General features: G+C 53.2%; 18 protein-coding genes. 11 read left to right on the plus strand and 7 right to left on the minus strand.

What is annotated here, in order from left to right:
* The first annotated feature begins 297 nt into the window (after window positions 1–297).
* Together gcvT and SH287x_RS04995 are read left to right on the plus strand one after the other, a co-directional pair.
* A complete protein-coding gene (gene gcvT / locus SH287x_RS04990) occupies window positions 298–1,389 on the plus strand; it encodes a glycine cleavage system aminomethyltransferase GcvT (RefSeq protein WP_479517347.1) in 1,092 nt (363 codons plus the stop codon).
* A 143-nt stretch (window positions 1,390–1,532) separates the two neighbouring features.
* Window positions 1,533–1,844, plus strand: a complete 312-nt coding sequence (locus tag SH287x_RS04995; RefSeq protein WP_479517348.1) for a hypothetical protein — start codon at window positions 1,533–1,535, stop codon at window positions 1,842–1,844.
* 140 nt (window positions 1,845–1,984) lie between these two features.
* Here SH287x_RS04995 and SH287x_RS05000 read toward each other — a convergent pair whose 3' ends face one another.
* A complete protein-coding gene (locus SH287x_RS05000) occupies window positions 1,985–3,757 on the minus strand; it encodes a proline--tRNA ligase (protein ID WP_479517349.1) in 1,773 nt (590 codons plus the stop codon).
* 280 nt (window positions 3,758–4,037) lie between these two features.
* On the opposite strand from SH287x_RS05000, the gene SH287x_RS05005 reads away from it, so the two are divergent.
* The 6 genes from SH287x_RS05005 (at window position 4,038) to SH287x_RS05030 (ending at window position 10,757) form a co-directional block, all read left to right on the plus strand.
* The gene (locus tag SH287x_RS05005) at window positions 4,038–5,024 is read left to right on the plus strand and encodes a 3'-5' exoribonuclease YhaM family protein (protein WP_479517350.1); all 987 of its coding nucleotides are present in this window, start codon (window positions 4,038–4,040) and stop codon (window positions 5,022–5,024) included.
* 169 nt (window positions 5,025–5,193) lie between these two features.
* A complete protein-coding gene (locus SH287x_RS05010) occupies window positions 5,194–6,513 on the plus strand; it encodes an MFS transporter (RefSeq protein WP_479517351.1) in 1,320 nt (439 codons plus the stop codon).
* 367 nt (window positions 6,514–6,880) lie between these two features.
* The gene (locus SH287x_RS05015; protein WP_479517353.1) at window positions 6,881–7,888 is read left to right on the plus strand and encodes a hypothetical protein; all 1,008 of its coding nucleotides are present in this window, start codon (window positions 6,881–6,883) and stop codon (window positions 7,886–7,888) included.
* Window positions 7,889–8,026: 138 nt separating this feature from the next.
* Window positions 8,027–8,671, plus strand: coding sequence for a DOMON domain-containing protein (locus tag SH287x_RS05020; protein ID WP_479517354.1), 645 nt, complete (start codon window positions 8,027–8,029; stop codon window positions 8,669–8,671).
* A gap of 164 nt (window positions 8,672–8,835) precedes the next feature.
* The gene (locus tag SH287x_RS05025) at window positions 8,836–10,299 is read left to right on the plus strand and encodes an outer membrane protein assembly factor BamB family protein (protein WP_479517356.1); all 1,464 of its coding nucleotides are present in this window, start codon (window positions 8,836–8,838) and stop codon (window positions 10,297–10,299) included.
* 68 nt (window positions 10,300–10,367) lie between these two features.
* The gene (locus tag SH287x_RS05030; RefSeq protein ID WP_479517358.1) at window positions 10,368–10,757 is read left to right on the plus strand and encodes a DUF2237 family protein; all 390 of its coding nucleotides are present in this window, start codon (window positions 10,368–10,370) and stop codon (window positions 10,755–10,757) included.
* 92 nt (window positions 10,758–10,849) lie between these two features.
* Here the strand turns inward: SH287x_RS05030 and SH287x_RS05035 are convergent, their stop codons facing one another.
* Both SH287x_RS05035 and SH287x_RS05040 read right to left on the minus strand, forming a co-directional pair.
* Window positions 10,850–11,953 carry a hypothetical protein gene (locus tag SH287x_RS05035; protein ID WP_479517360.1) on the minus strand — a complete coding sequence of 368 codons (1,104 nt, stop codon included), beginning with the start codon at window positions 11,951–11,953 and terminating at the stop codon, window positions 10,850–10,852.
* A 112-nt stretch (window positions 11,954–12,065) separates the two neighbouring features.
* Complete coding sequence (locus SH287x_RS05040) at window positions 12,066–13,370, minus strand: glucose-1-phosphate adenylyltransferase (RefSeq protein ID WP_479517362.1); 1,305 nt, start codon at window positions 13,368–13,370, stop codon at window positions 12,066–12,068.
* Window positions 13,371–13,529: 159 nt separating this feature from the next.
* Between SH287x_RS05040 and SH287x_RS05045 the strand changes: the two genes are divergently transcribed.
* Complete coding sequence (locus SH287x_RS05045) at window positions 13,530–13,775, plus strand: hypothetical protein (RefSeq protein WP_479517364.1); 246 nt, start codon at window positions 13,530–13,532, stop codon at window positions 13,773–13,775.
* A 245-nt stretch (window positions 13,776–14,020) separates the two neighbouring features.
* Here SH287x_RS05045 and SH287x_RS05050 read toward each other — a convergent pair whose 3' ends face one another.
* On the minus strand, window positions 14,021–14,200 hold the full coding sequence (locus SH287x_RS05050) for a carbon storage regulator (RefSeq protein ID WP_479517366.1): 180 nt from the start codon (window positions 14,198–14,200) through the stop codon (window positions 14,021–14,023).
* A 388-nt stretch (window positions 14,201–14,588) separates the two neighbouring features.
* On the opposite strand from SH287x_RS05050, the gene SH287x_RS05055 reads away from it, so the two are divergent.
* Both SH287x_RS05055 and SH287x_RS05060 read left to right on the plus strand, forming a co-directional pair.
* Window positions 14,589–17,951, plus strand: coding sequence for a PVC-type heme-binding CxxCH protein (locus SH287x_RS05055; protein ID WP_479517368.1), 3,363 nt, complete (start codon window positions 14,589–14,591; stop codon window positions 17,949–17,951).
* Between the two features lie 111 nt (window positions 17,952–18,062).
* The gene (locus SH287x_RS05060) at window positions 18,063–19,166 is read left to right on the plus strand and encodes a galactose-1-phosphate uridylyltransferase (protein WP_479517369.1); all 1,104 of its coding nucleotides are present in this window, start codon (window positions 18,063–18,065) and stop codon (window positions 19,164–19,166) included.
* A gap of 89 nt (window positions 19,167–19,255) precedes the next feature.
* Here the strand turns inward: SH287x_RS05060 and SH287x_RS05065 are convergent, their stop codons facing one another.
* The 3 genes from SH287x_RS05065 to SH287x_RS05075 form a co-directional block, all read right to left on the minus strand.
* Window positions 19,256–19,825: a GNAT family N-acetyltransferase gene (locus SH287x_RS05065; RefSeq protein WP_479517371.1), complete on the minus strand. Its 570-nt coding sequence runs from the start codon at window positions 19,823–19,825 to the stop codon at window positions 19,256–19,258.
* Window positions 19,826–19,930: 105 nt separating this feature from the next.
* Window positions 19,931–20,836, minus strand: coding sequence for a sugar nucleotide-binding protein (locus tag SH287x_RS05070; protein WP_479517372.1), 906 nt, complete (start codon window positions 20,834–20,836; stop codon window positions 19,931–19,933).
* 225 nt (window positions 20,837–21,061) lie between these two features.
* Window positions 21,062–21,604 carry a nuclear transport factor 2 family protein gene (locus SH287x_RS05075; RefSeq protein WP_479517373.1) on the minus strand — a complete coding sequence of 181 codons (543 nt, stop codon included), beginning with the start codon at window positions 21,602–21,604 and terminating at the stop codon, window positions 21,062–21,064.
* Between the last annotated feature and the right edge of the window lie 239 nt (window positions 21,605–21,843).

Consider the following 21,843-nt stretch of genomic DNA (forward strand, 5'->3'; position numbering starts at 1 on the left):
AATAAATTGAAGTGAGGAAAACGAAACCATGATTGTGAGATGATGCCTTATCATCGTTTCATCCTGAGGTATTCCTGCACAATCAGGTTCTCTCTGGTTGGGCATCGCCAGCAATCGGCCTATCATTCTTGATCGTGGCAAAATCCTCAGGTTTTCTAATCGGACATCATCGATATCTGGCGGGTTTTCGAGACGCTCGTTTGCTCAAGACGATTGCTATTCTGCACAATAGAAGTACGCTCAACGTCACAATGTGTCTCCGCCTTCTATCACTCTTCACACTCTGGATGACTTACAATGCCTCTTTCGACACCACTTTGCGACTGGCATGCATCAAATGGCGGCCGCATGGTTGATTTTGCCGGTTGGAATATGCCTGTTCAATACAAAGGGATTGTTGAAGAACACAACGCGGTCCGCACACGAGCCGGGCTGTTTGATATTTCGCATATGGGTCGCTTGCGCTTCACAGGGCCTGATGCCCGTGAGTTCCTTGATGAGATTCAGACAGTGGATCTCTCCAGGTTGAAGACCGGCCAGATTCGTTACGGGTTCATGCTCAATGAACAAGGGGGCATTCTGGATGACATTCTCGTTTATGACTGGCCCGATGCCCCTCAACTGGTTGTCAATGCGTCCAATCGTGAGAAACTGCTGGAATGGATGACACCCGTTGCCAGCCGGTATGCGGTGACCATTGAAGATCTGACTTTGACACGGGCCATGATTGCACTTCAAGGGCCAGAGGCACTGAAGATTGCGGCCCGGCTGGTCAGTGATCAAGTCCATGATCTGAAATATTATACTGGCAAACCCATGATGTGGGCTGATGAACCCGTGCTTGTCAGCCGTACTGGGTACACCGGCGAGGACGGCGTCGAATTGATTGTCGACAGTGATCTTGCGAGCACTCTCTGGAATCACCTGCTCATGGCAGGCGAAGACGAAGGGATCATGGCTTGCGGGTTGGGATGCCGTGATACATTGCGGCTGGAAGCTGCGATGCCGCTGTATGGTCACGAGCTTTCAGAAGCCATCGACCCCTTGACTGCGGGTCTTTCATTTGCTGTGAAGCTGACCAAGAACGCCAATTTTATTGGCAAGTCGGCGTTGGAAAAAATCGCCGGGATGCCCCTGCCCCGTCGTCGTTGCGGGCTGATTCTGGATGGAAAGCGGATTGCCCGAGAGACAACACCTGTCGTGGCAAATGACCAGATCGTTGGCGAAGTGACTTCAGGGACATTCTCGCCCACTCTTCAGAAATCGATTTCCATGGCCTATGTTGACGCAATTTTTGCCGAACCAGGCACGCGTCTGGAAGTCGACATCCGCGGTAAACGCGAGTCTGCGACGGTCGTAGAGCTTCCTTTTTACAAGCGGAAATCCTAACGTTCCCATGGTCTTTTCAAGCAGTGTGTCGCCCTGGTTGAGTTTTGGCAGGGTGCATGACGTTTCGACGGAATGCACCAGCCTCACTTCAAATTCCTGGCCACCACATTCCTAACCCTCCACTCTTTCCCGGAGTTCACATCATGGCGGATCGTGAATACTCGCGCTACCAGTCCAAAGTCATCAAGTCTTTTTATGACAATCGTGATACCAGCGATCATCAGCGGCTGAGTGAGCTGGTGGCCGATCTTTATCTCACGGAAGGAAAAAAGAAGGCCAAGCTTTGGGCCACTGCTCAGGAAATCATGTCGCGACTGGGGGTTCCTGCTTCGCGAATCGCCCATGTGGTCGCCACGGATAACGCTGCGATCCTGGCTGAAGTGGTGAAAGACATTCAAGCCGGCAAAATTACCAAGCCCGCACCTCCCAAGCCGCCAGCCTCACCTGCTAACTGACTTTTGCTGCTCATCCCCTCTCGGAGGATGGAGAGCAAGCAGCTTGTCTGGTGATTAAACAAAAAAGAGGGCACCGCAGCGATCAACTCGTTGCGGTGCCCTCTTTGCGCTGATTGACAGTTGACTGTCTTAAAGCCTGGCTATTCAGGAACGCTGGCTAATTCTTCTGCCCGGCGGGCTGCAATCGCTCCCACAATAGCCTCCCCTGCTCCAGCCACCGGAATTTTGGTGGCATCAGCGAGATGTCGCCATTTCAATTCGATCACGCCTTCCTTGAGTCCTTTGCCGCCGATGACGACTCGGAGCGGAATTCCAATCAGATCGGCGTCTTTGAATTTCACTCCCGGACGCTGATCCCGGTCGTCAATGAGCAGATCGATTCCGGCTGCGGTTAGTTCCTGTTCCAGTTTGGCTGTCAGGCTATCGACTTCGGCGTCGTTCACACCGATTGTCGAAATCACGACCGAGTAAGGAGCGATCGAGAGTGGAAGAACAAGTCCATTCGCATCGAATTTGGTCTCGGCCATCGATGCCAGGATACGATTCACACCAATCCCATAGCAGCCCATGATCAGCGGCTGGCGGGTGGCTGCTTCGTCATCAAAAGTGGCATTCAGCGACACGCTGTACTTGGTGCCCAACTTGAAGACGTGACCGACTTCAATGCCGTGCACCACTTCCAATGTTCCTTCGCCACGAGGGCTGGGATCACCGGCTGCTGCGTTACGCAGGTCAAATGTTTCATAGAAACCATCAGCCGTCTGGGGTAATTCAAAATCTCGTCCCAGAACAACATTGGCGATGTGATAATCTTCGGTATTGGCACCGACAACGGCGGGGACAACACCAGGAATATCATGGTCTGCAATGACTTTGCATTTGATGCCCACAGGGCCGGCAAAACCAATCGGAGCGCCAGAGACCTGGAAAACGGTCGCTGCATCAGCCATTTCAAGTGATGCCACACCCAGCGCGCGTCGAATCTTTCCTTCGTTCGCTTCATGATCACCACGCAGCAAAACAGCGACTGGTGCCCCATCAGCCACAAAAATGAGGGTCTTGATGAGCTGCGTCGGTTCACATTTGAGCAATCGACAAAGAGCGTCAATGCTTCCCACATTGGGCGTATGCAGTTTTTCAGAAACTGGCAAGGCGGTGTCGACCGGCTTGACGGCAGCCCGTGTGCGGCCGGTCTCTGCCCGTTCCAGATTGGCGGCGTAGCGCGTCTTGCGACAGAAGACGATCTGGTCTTCGCCGTTATCCGCAGGCACCATGAATTCGTGAGACGCATCACCACCGATTGGGCCGCTTTCCGCCTCGACCGGAAGATATTCCAGCCCACAACGGGCAAAAATTCGGCAATAAGCACGGTAAATTCGCTGATACGTGTCGCTCAGAGATTCCACCGATGAATGGAAGCTGTAGGCGTCTTTCATCAGGAATTCGCTGGTGCGCAGCACTCCGAACCTGGGCCGTTCTTCGTTGCGGAATTTCGTCTGGATCTGATAAACGGTCATCGGAAGCTGGCGGTAGCTGCTGATGTGCCGCGACATGAGGTCAGTGACGACTTCCTCATGCGTCGGGCCGAGTGCCAGATGCACCTGATGATTCTGGCGGCGGATATTAAAGTTGATCAGGACGTTCCCGAAGGCGTCCTTTCGTCCCGTGCGCTCAAACAGGTCGATGGGCTGCAAGGCGGGCATGAACATTTCCAGCGCGCCGGTGGCATCCATTTCCTCACGAATAATGGCTTCGATTTTACGGATCGAACGCCAGCCCAAAGGCAGATAGGTATAAGCACCAGCCATCAGCTGGCGAACATACCCCGCACGCAGCATCAACTGATGGCTGGGAATTTCGGCATCGGAAGGAGTCTCTTTGAGAGTCGGAATAAATGACTGGGACCAGCGCACGACGGACATCCTTGAAAATGGCAGGGTTTGACCAGTCTAAAAAGCAAGCGATACAGGTCGTCGGGATTGTAAAGATCTCGGAACTGACTTGAAAGCGATGTTCTTGCAACATCCCGGGAACTTTACGGGAGTTGGCGAAACACTGACTGGCCGATCCGGTCGAAATCCGCGTGATCACTTGTGGTGAGGGGCTTAACCCGCCATCTTTCCTACAATAAAAAATACGCGGGCCAACAACATTGCCCCACTTCTGACATTGTTCTGCTGCGACGGGAGTTTCATGGCCAGACGTCTTATCCAGGATCTCAAGGACGGCGATAACGTCGATGAAGTCTTCCTTGTGGCAGATCGCCAGTTGCGCGCTAACCGCAATGCCGCGCTTTATCTGAATGTGGATCTTCGCGACAAGTCGGGCGTAATTAATGGCCGGATGTGGAATGTCTCGGAAGACTCTGTCGCACATATTCAGGCGGGGCAGTACGTAAGGATCCGCGGGAAGGTGCAGCTCTTTCAGGGCGTGCTCCAACTGATTCTGGCGGGTGTTCAGTCGATCGATGCGGCTTCTGTCGATCCTCTGGATTTCCTCCCGGAAACCCCTGCGAATATCGATCAGTTGCTGGGGAGAATGCGTGATCATCTGATGCGGCTGGAATCTATGCCGCTGCGGACGCTCTGTGAATGCTGCCTGCTCGATGAAGAACTGATGGAGCGATATGCCAAGGCTCCCGCAGGAATCAAGGCACATCATGCTTACCATGGGGGATTGCTGGAGCATGTTGTTACGTTGATGGATCTTGCCCGCCGGGTGGTGGAAGTCTATCCCACGCTGGACGTTGATCTGCTGATCGCCGGGATCTTCTGGCATGATATCGGTAAAATACGTGAACTGAGCTACGAATCATCGTTTCTCTATACGGACGAAGGTCAGCTCATCGGGCACCTGCAAATTGGTGTCGAGATGCTGACAGAGCGCATTCGGGAAATGGAACAGCTTTCGAGTGAAAAGTTCCCTGAAGAACTTTCCTGGCGTCTGAAGCACCTGATCCTCAGTCATCATGGGACGTATGAATTTGGCAGCCCCCGTTTGCCCATGACACCCGAAGCGATGGCACTCCATTTGCTTGATAATCTGGACGCCAAGCTGCATGAATTCATGCGGGCCATTGCCGAAGATCCCCATGGCGAATCGCACTGGACTTTGTTCATGCCTCGCCTGGATCGGAAGCTCTACAAGTCACCAGCATATGCCAATAAGAGACTTGATTAACTCTTTTTGGTCACGCTGCTTATTACGGGGTTTTTAGTCGAAAGGTCGTCAGGAGATAACTGGCGACCTTATGACTTGATAACGAGCGGGAAATTGCTGTTTTTTTGTCCTGGGTCGTGCCGTTTGAAAAACGAATTTGTGATTGATTCATCGTTGGGACACGATCAAAATGGCGACAGACTGTCGCAAGAATGAATCAGAAGCTGACAACACGTCTCGTCAGCCATGTTCTTTGAACGTTCACGCCACGTCGGCATCTGAGTCGGTTGTCACGTCACTGGTGCCTCTGGCGGAACCAGCGATCTATGATCGAATTTTCTGGTTGGCATACCTGGCCAACATCATGGCTGTCATGGCGAACGCACTGACGTTTCGATTTGCCGAGCTAGTGCATTTTCTAGGCGGGAATGAGCAAACGACGGGCAATATTGTCAGCGTGGGATTGATTGTCGCCGTCCTCGCCCGACTGGTGCTTTCCAGCAGCATCGACTACTACGGTACCCGTTTAATCTGGACTCTTTGCGCCGCCATGTTTACCAGTGGCAGCCTGGTTTTTCTGATGGCAACAGAACTGGGCTGGTCGCTGTATGTGGCACGGGCTGCTTTCTACACCGGGCTGACGGGAATGTTCGCCTGCTCGATGACGCATATTCAAAACCACGTGCCTCCCAGTCGCCGGACGGAAGTCATTGGCAATCTGGGAAGCAGCGGCTTTGTGGGAATCATTGTTGGCTCAAACATCGCTGATCAAATCGTCCGCTGGCTCCCAAACATCCATGATCAGTTTCACGCCCTCTTTGGGGGAGCGGCAGCAATCGGCACTGTTTACCTCCTGCTGATTCGTCAATTTCCCCAGACCGGTCATCATGAACCCATGACCGAACCGCAATCAGCCGTGAGGTTGCTTTACCGATATTGGCCAGGGGCTGTGGTTTTGGCCGCGATGATGATGGGACTGGGGCAAACCGTCACGACGGTCTTTTTAACCCGTTTCGCTACGGAGCGGGCATTGGGTGGGATCGCGATGTTCTTCACGGCTTATGCGATTTCGGCTTTTTGCTTCCGGATCAGTGTTCGTAACTGGGGCTGGACGATTGGCCGTCGCTGGATGCTTTTTCGCGGCTTAATAGGTCAGGCTGTGGGACATCTGATGATCCCCTTTGTGACCGAAGACTGGCAGCTACTTTTTCCGGCTGTCATTTGTGGTTTCGGTCATGCCATCCTCTTTCCGGCTGTTGTGTCTTTGGGGGCAGGAGCTTTTCCTGTGTCAGCACGTGGCACGGGGACGGCCATTATCCTGGGGATGACAGATCTGGGCGGACTCGTCTTTGCTCCCTTTCTGGGATGGATTATTGATGAGGCGGGTTTTTTCTGGATGTTCGCCACCAGCGCTACCAGTGCCTTCCTCGTTGGATGTCTGTATCTGATTGTCGCCAGCCGCCACCCGGATGAAGAATCGCGTCACGGGCGCGCCACTCAAGTCCCGTGAGCCAATCCGGCAGAGTTTCCCTCCTGGCAACCCCGCATGGCTCTTCACCCGGCGAACTTTTCAATGTTGGGGAGTTTCAATAGTGAATACGCTGGAAAGTTCTGGTTTGCCTGCCTGGGGATAATCCGATGGGCGAGAGACTATTGGGGAAAATCTCGGGAAAGTCAGATCATCAGACGAACTTTTGGTGGATCGGAAGGTTTGCTTAAGGGAAAATACCAGCAGTTACCGCCGAATCTTGGAGGGATTGACTGTCTATCAGAGGGGTTGTGATCTCTATTTTTTCGGAACGGAAATTCTGCTCTGTTCGATCAGAAATTCCGTGGGTAGGATGATGATCCACTTCCCCCAAGGATGGGCTCTCATCATGTCTCTATCGCGTATTCTTCGCGTTCAATTGATTGCCGCCTTCACTTTCTGTGGAGTCGTTGATTCTCTAGCTGCTCAAGAGCATTCACCCGTGAGCGCTCCCGTTGCTGAACAGGTTCAACTTGCCCCAGAATCAATAGATACGGCACAGTCCCCCACAGCACCTGAACCAGTCATCATTCAACCAGCAGCGACTGAAAAACGGACAGTGCAAGTCAAGCGTGATCCCAGCGGCGAGATTCACATCTCGGTTACAACGACGTCTGTTGAAGGGACGTCGGTCAAAGCCTGGCGAGCCACAAGTCTTCCCGATTTGCGGGCTAATCAACCCGAAGGATATGAAGCCTTCGTGGAATTTCTGAAAGGGGAACTGGCCTCGCGCGCTCGCCAGCGTGCTCAAGATCGCGCTCGGGAAAAGAAAGCCAATGCCCGTGTTGCTGATGATGAAGATCATTCAGAAGTGACGTCTGATGCCGCCATTGAAGGTAAGGAACCCGGGCCCAAACAGCTCAAACCAGTTCGTGAAGATCCGCTGGTTCCCCGAATTGTTTTTATCCCTCAAACCAGTGCGGCATGGCCTTCTGGTGAAGCGCAACCGCGACTTGTTCAGGCAGACGTTGGCGGGGGCCGCATCAGTATTCGTGATTCTATCAATGGGACAATTTCCATTCATTGGCAACCACTCCCAGGCTCAACAGGCAAGGAGCGGAACTGGATTGGAAATTCAATTGAAAAACTCGAGGATCACGACTCACAATTGGCCGAGTGGTATGCAAAGCTGACAGGAGGCCCCGTTCCCGTTACGGCGACTGGAACGGGTGAGTTGCTTCCTGAATCTGGTCTGGCTGTGGCAGGCTGGCTTCCCTTGCCACCGCCACCTCCTCCCGTCGATGACGGAATTCCCGTACCAGCTACGGAAGTGGGCGGGTTGCCATTAGCTCCGGTTCCGCTGGTTCCCTTGCCACTGGCTCCCCTGCCGCTGGCTCCGATCCCTGAATTGCCCTAAGCGTTTTGAATGCTTGATCACCTTGAATCTGAGGGAAATGGCGGAAGCATTTGCGAATCTGTGGCGCAATACCCATCATTCAGAGATTAGCCCTCACTGAATCGTGAGAGTGTTTCTGTTCCTGATGGATGCCTCAGCGTGATTCCCAGCTTATTTGCCTTTCGTTTTGAATGGCCGATTCAGCGCTTGCCAGAGTTTTCTCTGGGTGCTGCCGAGTGGGTTCCCCCAACGGAATCGCTGCTGCTCAACCTGCCACAGACGACAGCGGCAACGTCTCCCATCGATTTCCGGCTTTACGCTGGCTGGAACTCGCAAGGGTTGGGGATCCGGTATGTCGCTGAGCAGTTGCCAAGCCTGCCACAGAGTGACACCAAACGCCCTACTGAAAGCGATGGCCTGCAACTTTGGATCGATACCCGAAACACTCAGAACGTCCACCGGGCGACCCGCTTCTGTCATCATTTCTGCTGCTTGCCTGCCACGGGAAAAACACATCTCACACCCCATGTGCTTCAACACCCCATTGCTCGTGCTCGTGAAGAACAGACAATGGCTTCGGCTGAATCGATCCCGTGTCGCAGTGTGATTGAGAAACAGTCATACTCCATGGAAGTCTGGTTCCCTGCCAATGTGCTGTCGGGGTATGAACCGTCCGCCAGTCCTCGCATCGGATTTTACTGGCGGTTTATTCATCACGGTGTGCCGGATCAGTTTTTAACGGTCGGTCTCGATTTTCCCATCGACGCTGACCCCAGCCTTTGGCAAACGCTTGTGCTCTCCTGAGTGCCGTATCACGGCTTAATTTTGGGGTTTCATGCGTAGTCACGTCCTCCGCTGTAAAACTTTACAACCTGTTTGATCCTGCTTTTAAGCTTTGACAATTCATGAGTAGTTTTCATGCAGAGTGCTCTGGATGCACTCTCCTGAAATCGAGGACTTTAATGATCATGGACTGGTCACTTTTTATCCCCTCGCGCTGCGCTATGGTCGTGAACCGACAACTGGTCATGATCGCCATGTGCGGCGTTCTGAGTCTGACATACACGATTGGCCGGGTTGATGGAGAAGACTGGCCCTGCTTTCTGGGGCCAACGCATCTGGGGATTTCCAAAGAAACGAACCTTAATCTTGACTGGCCGAAAAATGGCCCGCCGGTTCTCTGGAAAGCAACGATTGGGGAAGGTTACTCCGCTCCCTCGATTCAAGGCGACCGACTGATCGTTCATCATCGCCAGAAAAAACAGGAGTTTGTGGATTGTCTGGATCCCTCCACTGGCACAAGGCGATGGCGCTACGAATCTGCCACCAGCTATGTCGATCCTTATGGCTACAACGGCGGGCCGCGAGCAACCCCCTTGATCCATGATGGTAAAGTGATTGCCTTTGGCCCCGAAGGAAAGCTGATCTGCCTCGATCTGGTTCAAGGAAAACGGCTTTGGGAAGTGGACTGCGCGGCACGCTGGAATGTTGCTGAACACTTCTTTGGCTTTGGCTGCACGCCGATTGTGGAGCAAGGAAAGCTGATCGTGCTTGTTGGTGGGCAGCCCAACTCGGGCGTGGTGGCTTTTGATCTGGCTAACGGCCAAGTCCTCTGGGAAGCCGTGGGCAAATCCACCTGGGACGGGTGCCTGACCTCAACGGGAAAGCCCTGCCGCTGGACGGGCGAAGAAATGATCGTCAGTTATTCCTCACCCATTGTGCACGAAGTGGATGGCGTGCGGCACCTGCTCTGCCTGATGCGACATGGACTTGTCTCGCTGGATCCTGCTAATGGTCAAGAACGTTTTCACTACTGGTTTCGTCCACGCGTTCATGAATCGGTCAATGCTGCCCGGCCCGTGGTCTGGGATCAGAAAATTCTGCTGTCAGCGGCTTATGAAGCGGGTTCCGTACTTCTGGAGATTCAACCACGCGGGCAAGGTGTCAAAGAGGTTTGGAAAAATCAGAAAGTGATGCACGCCCACTGGTCGACTCCGATTCGTGTGCCAGGGGTTATTTACGGATTCTCTGGCCGCCATGAAAATGGAGCCATGCTGCAAGCTGTTGATGAGCAGACGGGTGAATTGCTCTGGGAAGAAAGCGGCCTGCTGGTTGATGCAGAGACTCTGGAACGCGATCCGGCGACCGGAATTCTTCGTGACCGCGCCAGTGGCGCCGAAATCCCGTGGCCATTTTTTGGCAGAGGATCAAAAATTCAGGTGGGCGAACACTTTATTCTCTGGAGCGAACGAGGAACGCTTTCACTCGCTAAACTCGATCGTAAAGGATACACAGAGTTTCATCGGGCCTCGTGGAAGGATCTCAGCTACCCCACATGGGCCGCTCCGGTTCTTTCCAACGGAAAGCTCTACCTGCGCGATGAAAAGTCATTGGTTTGCCTGGATATCGCCAAGCCCACTCGGACTGACTAATGATCCGTTGAATAAATATTCGATCTGACAAGAAATTAAATTGCCTGAACTGGCTGGAGGAAAAACTGATGCGTAAAGCCAGTAATGTGCTGGGAACTCCCCTGATCGCTTGTGGGTTCGATCCCATAACCGGTTTCTATCGTGATGGCTGTTGTAATACCGGCGGCGATGATTCTGGTCTGCACCTGGTCTGCTCAGAGGTCACCGAAGAGTTCTTGCGGTTCTCGCAGAGCCGGGGGAATGACCTGATTTCTCCGGTTCCTCAATGGAATTTCCCCGGATTGAAACCCGGCGATCGCTGGTGTCTATGTGTCATTCGCTGGAAAGAAGCTCTCGAGCATGGTGTCGCGCCACCCGTTGTTCTGGAAGCAACGCATATCTCGACGCTTGAGTTCGTTACTCTGGAAGAATTGCAGGAACATGCCGTTCAAGCAGATGGCGACTCATCGGCATTCTGAATTGTAAAGAGCCTATAAAAAAAACGCCCGGGGCATGACACTCATGGCCACCGGGCGATTTTTTTGAAATTCTGGCTCGATCATTCCAACGATTATTTGGCAGCGGCTTTGAGTTCTTCAGGCGTCATTTTGAGATCCGCCGGCTTCACATCTTTCTTGTAGCTGCCAAAGCCATACATCGTGGGGACAAACTCTCCGACCAGGGCAACATTGGCTGTCGGAGAAATTTCCGCCTCTTTGTGCAGGCCCCAGAAGACCGCGTTGATAATCATTCGACGCACGCCTTCATTGGTAATATCTGTGGCTGACCCCATCGTCGTGGTGAAGATCCGGCTGGTTGCTCCTGACTCATGGCTGTGGTCGCGAGTCCAGGCAATCGCCTGCATGGGATCGTTTTTGGCACCGCTGACAGCTGGCGAATTGGGATCCAGTGACTGGGTAACTTCACCACGCATCAGAATCGTTGCGTCAGCAGGAGGTGAGGCGCGGTAGACATCGGTATCACCAAAAACGTGGTTCACACCACGCAGGATCGGGTGATCTTTTTGGGCCGGCTCAATCACTCCCCGAGTCCCTTCTTTCTTGTGGTCACCGTGATGGGCAACCCAGGTTTCTCCGAGAATCTGCTTGCCAAAGCCACCTTTCCAGGCAGGGTCTTTCGAGAAGTTCCAACCATACCTGGCGAACGGGCTGGAGGAATTTCCATAATTGAAAGCATGTGTGCTGGTGCGAAGCGCGATTACAGGTTTGCCGGACTCGATGGCTTTAATAAAACGGGCCATGGTTTCGTCGGGCCATTGCCGAAAACGCAGTAACATGACAAACGCATCGGCTGAATCGATGGCATCAGCGCCGGTCAGCGACTTTCCGTTCTCGGGATTGATGTTCCCTGTTACAGGATCGACCGAAAAGAGAACAGTGCAATGAAAGCCATGTCGAGCCGCTAAAATCTTGGCAAGTTGTGGAAGACATTCCTCAGAACGGTATTCCTCATCGCCTGCGAGAAAGACCAACCGCTTGCCAGCCCCCGGCCCTTCTCCTCCCTCATAGACGACAAAGTCATCAGCTGCCTGAAGGTCTGAAGGTGCCATCGCCATCCAAGCCGCCAACGCGGCAAACATGACGAAGGCAAGTCGCCTTGGAATCAGAGCAAAACTTCGTGAAAACATTCCGGAAAGAGGAAGGCGGAGTTTCATGGGAAGCTCTTCAAGGGGGAAGGATCTTGACGCACAGAGAATAGTGGAGAGATTCAGCGAACAGGTCGCTCTGCGAATCTCTCCACTCACTGTTGCCTTAATTCACAACGAATTACCGACTGGTCGTTGTGGAATCGAGTGTCCAGCCCGATGGCAATGTGGTGCCCTTGGGAACCACGAGAACACCGTCCTGAAGTACCAGCGGGCTATCTTTCGGCAATGTGCCTGCCTGGCAGTTGGTGATGCGGACGTTGTTGCCGATGCGGCAGTCTTTATCGATGATCGCGCCATCAATCACGCAGCCATCACCGATCCCAATGGGAGGAATGCCATTCTTACGGTTGGCTTCCAACTCGGCTTCGCTCTCATAGGAATCAGCTCCCATGATAATGGTGTTGCGAATCGTGGTGTTTTTTCCAATGTTGCATCGCAAGCCAATGACGCAGTTCTCGACGACCGAGCCTTCACCAATCGATGATCCGTCGGCAATAATCGTTTGCTTGGCCGTGGCCCCTTCCAACCGAACAGGAGGGAGAAACCGCGCGTGGGTGAAAATTGGACGCGTGGAGTCAGCGAGCGAGAACGGCGGGCTGGACTTCGCCAGATCCAGGTTTGCTTCGTAGAACGAACGGATCGTTCCAATGTCTTCCCAGTAGCCATCAAACAAGTGAACCTGCACCTTGTGAGTGCGGATGGACATGGGGAAAATTTCTTTACCGAAATCGTGATAATCACTGCGCGACAGCAAGTCGACAAGGACATCACGGTTAAAGAGGTAAATCCCCATGCTGGCAAGGCAGTCGCGTCCCTTGCTTTCGATGCCGCGTGCATCGATCCAGGCGGGGTCGGTCTTTACCAGATCAATCTCTTCGTCTGTCTTGGGCTTTTCAAGAAAGCCAAGCACTTTACCAGTGTCATCCAATCGCATGACACCAAAGCCACGGGCCGCTTCACGGGTCACGGGAAGTGCCGCAATCGTGACATCAGCCTTGGCATTCTGATGAGAGGCAATCATGTCCTGGAAGTCCATCCGGTACAGTTGATCGCCGGAAAGAATCAGGACGTAGTCGATTCCCTTCTGCTCCAAGTGCCGCATATTTTTGCGAACCGCATCGGCTGTACCTTGGTACCAGGCTTCGCCTTCCATGGTTTGCTGGGCAGCCATGATTTCGACAAAACCACCGTCAAAGCGATCAAAGCGATAAGTCTGACGAATGTGTTTGTGCAAACTGACCGAGTTGAACTGCGTCAACAGATAGATGCGGTTAAGGCCACTGTTGAGGCAGTTGGAAATAGGGATATCGATCAGACGATACTTGCCTCCCAGTGGAACAGCCGGCTTGGAGCGATCCTTTGTCAGAGGATAGAGCCGAGTTCCTTTACCACCACCAAGAATCACCGAAACCACGTTACGCATGAATGCCTCAAATGCTGGTTCAAATCTGTCGCTGAAGTGTCACGTTGCTGCCGAGAGAGAATTCGGAGCAGACCAATCTCAACGCATCGGCCATTATTCATACGGGGCCGAACGCGGCGAAGCAATCTTGAATCGACTCGTGCGGTGAGAAATGGCCGAGTGAGCCATTTTTCGGTCATGCACGATCGTCACAATAGGCTGAGATCATCCAGCTTGCGAGTGAGGCGGCATGGATTCATCAAGCGGGAAAACCAGGGTAAGCGGCAAAGCCTCTTAAGAGAATTGTGCGAACAATCTCACAAAGCCAAACTGGCAGGGCTGGTGGTGCCGCAAGCTACGGTGGCATTCACAACATCACTGCTTCCTGATGTTACTGCCCCTGATGTTGCCGCTCGCGGAAGCTAAGCGATCAAGCAAAGATGGCTGTGCTTCGAGCTGAATTTTGTGTGAGAGGCAATGTTGCCCACCGTTGTCGTAAGTGACAACGGTGGGCAACCGTCTTTTAGTCACAATCACTTCACCATATGGCCAAGGATGACTGAGATCATGCAACGCTTTGGTGGGATGTGATATTGGCACTGCACCAACGGGGCATGAACGAGGTGCGAGGCATGGCCCGGCGCAGGGCCTTGATGACCTCTCTATGAAAATTACTTGGCTTGCGTTGCCAGTGTCAGTGGACGGGATTTTTCCAAACGCTCAATCCGGATTTCTGGAGGCGCTGCAATCCCTAGACGAACTCGCCCATTTCCAATATCGACGATTCGGACAGTAATCTGAGTGTTGCCAATCTGAATCGATTCATCGACTTTTCGTGTTAGCACAAGCATTCGAGCATCCCTTATCGAATTCGGCAAACTAAAATGACCAATGCTTGGGATGTTGAGCATGTTTCGTGCCGGACGTTTGTTGTTACTTTGGTCGATTGTCGTAACATCATGTTAACAAAAGAGATAGGGATTTACAATTCTTGAAAACGAACGGTGTCTGTAAGTGTGTTTACTACTCTGTTGGTGGAATGGCCATCAAGTTGAACGCTCTTCAGTCATTCAGGCTGAAAATTCGAGTGTTGCAGAATAGCACATCACGTTCGGTTGTATTGAATTGCACCACCTGTCTTTGAGTGCGCTTGAAATGCCCGGACTCAGGGCTGACACTGATTCATATGAAATTTTGACGATATAGCCTCAACGCTTTCTTCACGGTGGAATTCGCTCCATGATTTTGAGTGCATTGAATAGCCGGTGGCTCTCGCCCCTTGCCAGGATTGCTGCATCTCCTTTGCTGGTTGTCTGTTGTGCGATTTTTTCTGGGGCCTTTTCCCCGGAAGCATTCGCTACGGCAGCCGACGACACCTATAAGCCAGCTATCAGTGAGAAATCGGATGAGGCTGTTCTGGCAAAATCTCAATTCAAATTTCCAGAAGGAATCAAGGTCGAGTTAGCCGCTTCTGAGCCAGAATTGGCTAACCCGGTTGCTTTTTGTTTTGACGAACAGGGAAACCTGTATGTGGCGGAAACCTTTCGGCAGAGCAAAGGGGTGGAAGACAACCGTGGTCATATGAAGTGGCTGCTCGACGACCTGGCGGCACAGACCGTGGCCGACCGCGTCACGTACATGCGAAAGCATGTTTCCGATGCCGACGAGCGGTACACCAAAGAACACGACCGGATTCGCAAGCTGCAAGATCTTGATAAGGACGGCGTGTATGAGACTGCGACAGTCTTTGCGGACGGATTTAATGCGATGGAAGACGGAACAGGGGCTGGTTTGCTCGCATGGAACGGGCACGTCTATTACACCTGCATTCCCAAGCTCTGGATGCTGACAGACACCAACAATGACGGTGTGGCCGACCAGCGCAAAGTGCTGAGCGATGGTTACGGCGTTCGATTTGCTTTCCGGGGACATGATTCTCACGGCTTGGTCATCGGCCCTGATGGACGGCTCTACTTCAGTATTGGTGATCGTGGTTACAACATTGATACTCCCGCAGGAAAGCTGATTCATCCTGACCGTGGAGCCGTTTTCCGCTGTGAACCGGATGGCAGCCAACTGGAAGTGTTCGCCACCGGACTTCGTAATCCTCAGGAGTTGGCCTTCGACAATCGCGGCAGGCTGTTCACAGGCGACAATAACTCCGATGGAGGCGATAAAGCGCGCTGGACCTATGTCATGCGCCAAAGCGAAACCGGCTGGCGAATGAACTATCAGTATCTCAACGACCGTGGGCCGTGGAACCGCGAGAAGCTGTGGCACCCTGCTCACGAAGGACAGGCGGCCTACATTGTGCCGCCCATTTTGAATTTTGGAGATGGCCCCTCTGGCCTGACCCACAACCCTGGCACAGGTCTTCCTGCGAAGTACGACGACTGGTTCTTCATGGCTGATTTTCGCGGTTCGGCTGCAAATAGCGGGATCCGTGCCGTCTCGAATAAACCCAAGGGAGCTGGCTTTGAAATCGCCAATTCCGAACAGTTCATCTGGAGTATTCTGGCGACAGATGTTGACTTTGGTTACGACAGCTCAATCTATGTTTCCGACTGGGTCAATGGCTGGGAAGGATTAGGAAAAGGCCGCATCTATCGGTTTACTCATGGAGAAAATCAGGAGGGGCAGAATGTTGCCCAACTCTTCCGGGAAGGATTTTCCAAGCGGCCCGCTGATGAATTGGTCAAGCTTCTTTCCCATGCTGACTACCGTGTGCGGCAACAAGCCCAGTTTGCCCTCGTTTCACAAAAGGCGATCTCTGTACTCAAGACGCAGGCAGCACGCGGAGCGACCGTTACTCCCCGGTTGCATGCGGTCTGGGGCCTGGGACAACTTTCCCGACAAGAGGTTGAAGTCGGCCCCGAATTGATCACGCTTCTTTCTGATCCTTTAGCAGAGATTCTTGAAGCAGCCGCAGTGGTTTTGGGAGATATTCATTATGCCCCCGCTGCCCCTGCACTGGCTGGCCTTTTGAAAGACTCTGACGCTCACGTTCAGGCACAAGCTGCTATCGCACTGGGGCAACTTTCCGGGAACAGTCAAGGCCCTGCTTTAGTGGAAGCACTGGCTGCGAGCAACAATACCGATCCTTATCTCAGGCATGCACTGGTTGTGGGGTTGGTCGGCTCCAGTGATCCTGCCTGGATTGCCGCTCAACTCAAGCATGTGTCACCGGCTGTCCGATTAGGGGCCGTTGTGGCGTTACGCCGGCTGGAATCGCAGGAACTGGGTCTGGCTCTCAACGACGCTGACCCTCTGATTGTTCTGGAGGCAGCCCGGGCGATTCATGACCTTCCAAAATCCGATCATCTGGCCGCATTGGCCTCACTGACGATTTCACAGGTCACAAATGACGCCCTGGCCCGCCGGATTCTTAGTGCCAATTATCGGCTGGGAACTGCAGCAAATGCCCAACGGGTGGCAGAAGTTGCGGCCAACTCGTCATTAAGTGAAGCCCTCAGAATTGAAGCCATCGACGAACTGCTGATCTGGAATGATCCCGCGGTGCTCGATCGTGTTCTGGGCGATTTGCGTCCACTGGAAAAGCGGGATGTTTCGGTGAACGACGTGATTCGCCCCCTGCTCTCTTCCATGCTGGCCGGCCCTTCCAAAGTGAGGGATGCTTCCACCAAGCTGGCCGCAAAGTATGGTGTGAAAGAAGTTCAGCCATTCCTGCGAGAAACGGTCAAGTCGGTCGATCGTCCGGGAAGTGAGCGACTGGCAGCATTGGAGGCGTTGCAGGCACTGAAAGATCCTGAGTTGAAAGACATTGCCGCGCAATTGATTCAAGACCAGAACGCTCTGGTTCGTGCAGGAGCCGGTGCGGGACTGGCGAGCATCGCCCCTGACCTGGCAATCAATTACCTCAAGACGTTGACTCCCAAGTCTCCTGTTGTGGAAATTCAGATGGGGCTGAAGACGCTCGGCACACTCAAAAATGATGCCTCAAAAGAGGTCATGGCGACATGGCTGGATCGATTGGGAGATCGTTCCGCTCCTCCAGAAATCTGGCTGGAACTGCTTGAAATCGCGAATGAGAAACCGTCGGATGCGGCGAAGAAAGCCGTCGCAAAGTTTGAAGCTTCTCGCAATGCGAACGACCCTCTGGCCAAGGTTCGTGAGTTGATTGCGGGCGGCAATGTGGATCGCGGTATGGACATCTTCTTTAACCGGAGTGAAGTGAGTTGCCAGCGATGCCATCGTGTGGGCAATCAGGGAGGAGAAGTCGGCCCGATTCTGACCACCATTGGAGCCGAAAAGACTGGAGAATATCTGCTGGAAGCGATTGTTGACCCGAATCGAGTGATTGCGAGAGGGTTTGAAACTGCGATTCTGGCGATGGAAGATGGTCGCGTGCTGGTAGGAATTATTAAATCGGAAGCCGATGGCAAGCTGGTCTTGCAGCCTGCTGAGGGAAAACCAGTGACAGTGAACGTCGCAGAAATCGAAGAACGCTCTGTGGGTAAGTCTGGGATGCCTGAAGATCTGGCCGGTAAGATTTCCCGTCGTGACCTCCGCGATCTGGTGGCATATCTGGTCAGTCTTAAGAAGGCTCAGGCGACTGAAGCTCATGGGACTGCGGGCGAGTAATTGATCCTGTGACTGGTTCCCTGCAGGAGATCCATCGGGCGATTCTCAGGTCGATCGCGGTTGGGGCGTTTTCAAAAATTCAGGCTGCTGAAAGTCGATGGTGAGCGACCGATGAACAGCGAACTTCGCGTTGATCCGGTCACAGGTGAGACCGTACTGATTTCGCCCGTGCGGGCACGTCGTCCGCTCGTGCTGCGAAATCATGCTTCAAGAGAGGTCACCCATGCGGATGATCTCGTCGCGATGGACACTGATCCGTTTCTTGAGGGCCGCGAGGATTCCACAGAACCAGAAACTCTCGCTGATCGCCAACCTGGAACCCTGCCAAATCAACCAGGTTGGCACGTGCGGTGCATTTCCAATCGGTATCCGGCTGTCTATACGCCTGAAGGCTGGCTAAAAAATGGCAGCCTCAGTTCTCTCAAGGGAGAGACTCTTGATGACCACCTGATGGACTCAGCAACCAGGCAACCACAGCCGGGAATTGGCGTTCATGATGTGGTGGTGGAGTGTCCGCAGTTTGAAACGTGCCTTCACCGTTTACCGGTCTTACAAATTTCACGCGTGGTGCGTGTCTGGCGGGATCGTCTGAGAAGCTTTCAAAAGCAAGCTGAGCTGAAGTACGTCCTCCTTTTCAAAAATCAGGGAATACTGGCGGGAGCCTCACTTCCTCACAGCCATTCTCAAATCATGGCTCTCCCATTTATTCCCCCTTCATTTTCCAGCGAACTGAAAAGGTGCCAGGATGCTTTTCAGTCAACGGGAGCATGCCTCTGGGGCCAGATAATTGAACAGGAGGAATCGCTGCAACGAAGGTTTGTCACGTCCACGCCGCGATATGTTGCGATCGCCCCTTACGCTAGCCGCTTTCCCTTTGAACTCAGAATTCTTCCCCGGCAGGCGCAGGCACACTTCACCACATTAACGGATGAGGACTGCGAAGAACTGGCGGTGCTGCTTAAAAAATTACTGGAAGCTCTGGCGATTCTGGGCGGTGAGCCAGACTACAATCTGGTGTTAAAAACGGCACCCATACACTCGCCGGATGATGGCTCATTTCACTGGCGTTTGGAGTTGCTTCCCCGCATGGGAGGGATCGCTGGCTTTGAGTGGGGAACCGGTGGGTTTATCAATACGATTCCCCCGGAAGATGCTGCGGCTTATTATTGCCAGCAGCTGCGCGACTTGCAGAATGCCGGAATTCAATACTCCTGATGAACACGAGATATTGGGGCGGGCATCTGATGGCGTGAACAGCAAGTTGCGAACAAGGATAAGTTGAACGGTGTACCCTGAAGCCTGTTTCAAGCATTGACCAGTGCTTCGTCAACAGCCTCACGATACATGGTTCGTGTAATGCAGAAACCAATGGAGCGGTAGAGTTCGACGGCCATGGCATTGGTCGCCGTGACTTCGAGCGCGGCCCGTTTTCGTCCCATCAGGCGAAAGCCCTCAAGGCTTTTGAGAACTAACGCTCGCCCTAATCCCAGCCCACGATGCCCCGGAATGACCCCCACGTTCTGAATAGATCCCAGATACTCAGAGGGACAGATTCCTTGAATTGTCCCGCAGTCGATGGCCATTTGCTGAGACGTTTCCGGCGCACAAACGAGCCAGGTTGCCAGCGGACAAAAACTTCTTTGCAGGGCAATTTCCTGCATCAACCGAAAACAACCATAATAGTCGGCCAGACAAGGAAAGACCTGAGAATCAATCTCGTTTTTAAAGGCCTGAGCCTTCACGCTGGCATGGCGTTCCAGAAGATCATGTCTCCAGGACACCCAGACGTGGCCTTCGGGCAAAGCAGGTCGTTCAACCGCCTGTTGCGCCAGATCGAATTCCATCCGGTAACGTTTGAAATATTGCACTGACACGGTCATCCCCTCCCCTGTCGAGCTTAATCAGCCGACCACTTGGGAGAAAGAGCCTGATCTCTGGAAATCAAAGATTGTCTGCACAGGTTTTTGGAAGATCTGGCTTCAAGCGGCTGCCAGCTCCCGGCTTCGATCACTGGCAGCAGCGTCCTGATCAGCCAATCGCATCAAGCCATCGTAAAGCATGGGCATGGAAATCCCCGTGGCTCGGCGGATTTTTCGGGTTTGCAGCGAGGTTTCCCCCTGAGCAAAACCTGATGCTCTGGCTTCGAGCGGAGTCTTGGCTGACATTCGCTGCACATCGAATTGAAATGTGTTGGCCAGCCGCTGTGTAAACTGAGCCAAATTCACTCGTTCGGCTCCCGCGACGTGGTAAATTCCACTCAATCCGCAAGACCAGGCCCGTTGCACAATGTCAATCATGTCCGACACCAGAATGGGTGAGGCATGGCGAGCACTGTCGACAGAGAGGCGATCTCCGTTACGAATGTCTGCCAGGCACTTTTCCAACCAACCCGACGATGAATGCCAACCGAAGGTATGAGTTCGGATCACCAGATGACTGGGAGATGCCAGCATGACCGCTGTTTCCATCTGGCGAAGTGCCTGGGCCTCGCGGGATGAACAGAAGGACTCACTGGTTTCGGAATGGAACATCCACGGGCCGGTGAAGGTGGCATCTGAAGAAATCAGGGTCAGCGGAATGTGATGTTCTGCGCAGACTTGTGCCCACTCCGTCACTTGAGCGACTGACGCTTTGGGAGAGGATTTCTGAAGATCCCATCCTGTGGCACCCGCTGCTCCGCAATGGACAACCCGATGAACCGCTGGTGCATCTTTCGCCCCTGAAACACTTGCTCGACCGATGAGTTGTCGCAGTTTGTCAGCAGAACTGTCGATGGGGAGACCGATAAACGTCTCGTGAGAATCTTCTGATGCGCCGTGCCTGGCTGTGGTCATCCAGTTGGCCCCCACCATGGTTTCCGCGCCAACGATCAAAATCTGGTGCATGTGTCGCCTCCGTGCGTCATGAACATGAATCTGTGCGTCATGAATCCGGGCGAAACACTCACGATCAAGACCTATCACCGCTACAGAGGGTGCAGGAAGAATGCCGCCAGAGATTTGGGCTGGAAATGTAACCCGTCCTTCCCAAACCACCAACACCAATTGGTTCGGTACCGCAGTGGTCTGTCGAGAACCAGCCAGTTGGAGGATAGTGATCCGATGGAATTATCAGGAAGCTGACGGGCGCATGAGATCCATGGTGCTGTCATTGATCGGGTTTTTGCGAACGACTCGCAGGAGCTTCCAGACGCCCTCTTCGCGAATCCAGACCGAATCAAATTTTCCGGGTTGACGCCCGACCTGGCCAAATCCGGCCATTTCAATTTCACCGCTGGCCCGGAAGTTAACAATGGCTCGGGAGTTATCCTGAGTAAACCGGACGTCAACATCGGACACACGAAGGTTACGTACGGTGAATATCTTCATGCCGGTTTCAATGGTGCTCCGCAGTTCCTGACTTTCGGCTGCGACCATCGCCAGAGTTTGGGGATCTTTGGCTTGAAATGACTGCGTCAATTGCATCAAGCGGGCCACAACCGCTTCACGTTCTGAAACGTGCGAGACATCCCAGATCGCAATGATCGCGGCGGCCACGCCGCACAGGATCCCGAGATTTCGCCAGAGAGGCCGGCCATGTCGCGTCCAGACAACCAGCCCTACCAATGCTGCAATTCCCAGGCAGAGCACAACGATCCAAGATTCGGAAAGCATTCCCATCACTGGCCCCTTGCGCTCTGTTGATGCCGCCTGATTCTGTACAGGTCATTCTCAAGTAATTGTCATCTGGTCGCAAGACAGGATGTTGTGATGACATGTGTGAAGAAGAAACTTATCGTTGGGAAAATGTCATATGGGAAGACTGTCTGTTACTGGTGAGCTTCAAAAATCGTGAAGTTTCTGTGGAAAGTCTGAACCTTTTTTGGGGAAGCATTGTCAGTCAATGCCCTACG

It is taken from the genome of Planctopirus sp. SH287 (assembly GCF_056500625.1).

Coding starts and splice junctions, on each gene's coding strand:
- SH287x_RS05005 (WP_479517350.1), top strand. CDS start 4,038: ATGGCCAGACGTCTTATCCAGGATCTCAAGGACGGCGATAACGTCGAT.
- SH287x_RS05010 (WP_479517351.1), top strand. CDS start 5,194: ATGGCGACAGACTGTCGCAAGAATGAATCAGAAGCTGACAACACGTCT.
- SH287x_RS05015 (WP_479517353.1), top strand. CDS start 6,881: ATGTCTCTATCGCGTATTCTTCGCGTTCAATTGATTGCCGCCTTCACT.
- gcvT (WP_479517347.1), top strand. CDS start 298: ATGCCTCTTTCGACACCACTTTGCGACTGGCATGCATCAAATGGCGGC.
- SH287x_RS05070 (WP_479517372.1), bottom strand. CDS start 20,836: ATGCACCAGATTTTGATCGTTGGCGCGGAAACCATGGTGGGGGCCAAC.
- SH287x_RS05040 (WP_479517362.1), bottom strand. CDS start 13,370: ATGCGTAACGTGGTTTCGGTGATTCTTGGTGGTGGTAAAGGAACTCGG.
- SH287x_RS05050 (WP_479517366.1), bottom strand. CDS start 14,200: ATGCTTGTGCTAACACGAAAAGTCGATGAATCGATTCAGATTGGCAAC.
- SH287x_RS05055 (WP_479517368.1), top strand. CDS start 14,589: ATGATTTTGAGTGCATTGAATAGCCGGTGGCTCTCGCCCCTTGCCAGG.
- SH287x_RS05025 (WP_479517356.1), top strand. CDS start 8,836: ATGGACTGGTCACTTTTTATCCCCTCGCGCTGCGCTATGGTCGTGAAC.
- SH287x_RS05060 (WP_479517369.1), top strand. CDS start 18,063: ATGAACAGCGAACTTCGCGTTGATCCGGTCACAGGTGAGACCGTACTG.
- SH287x_RS05035 (WP_479517360.1), bottom strand. CDS start 11,953: ATGAAACTCCGCCTTCCTCTTTCCGGAATGTTTTCACGAAGTTTTGCT.
- SH287x_RS05030 (WP_479517358.1), top strand. CDS start 10,368: ATGCGTAAAGCCAGTAATGTGCTGGGAACTCCCCTGATCGCTTGTGGG.
- SH287x_RS05075 (WP_479517373.1), bottom strand. CDS start 21,604: ATGCTTTCCGAATCTTGGATCGTTGTGCTCTGCCTGGGAATTGCAGCA.
- SH287x_RS04995 (WP_479517348.1), top strand. CDS start 1,533: ATGGCGGATCGTGAATACTCGCGCTACCAGTCCAAAGTCATCAAGTCT.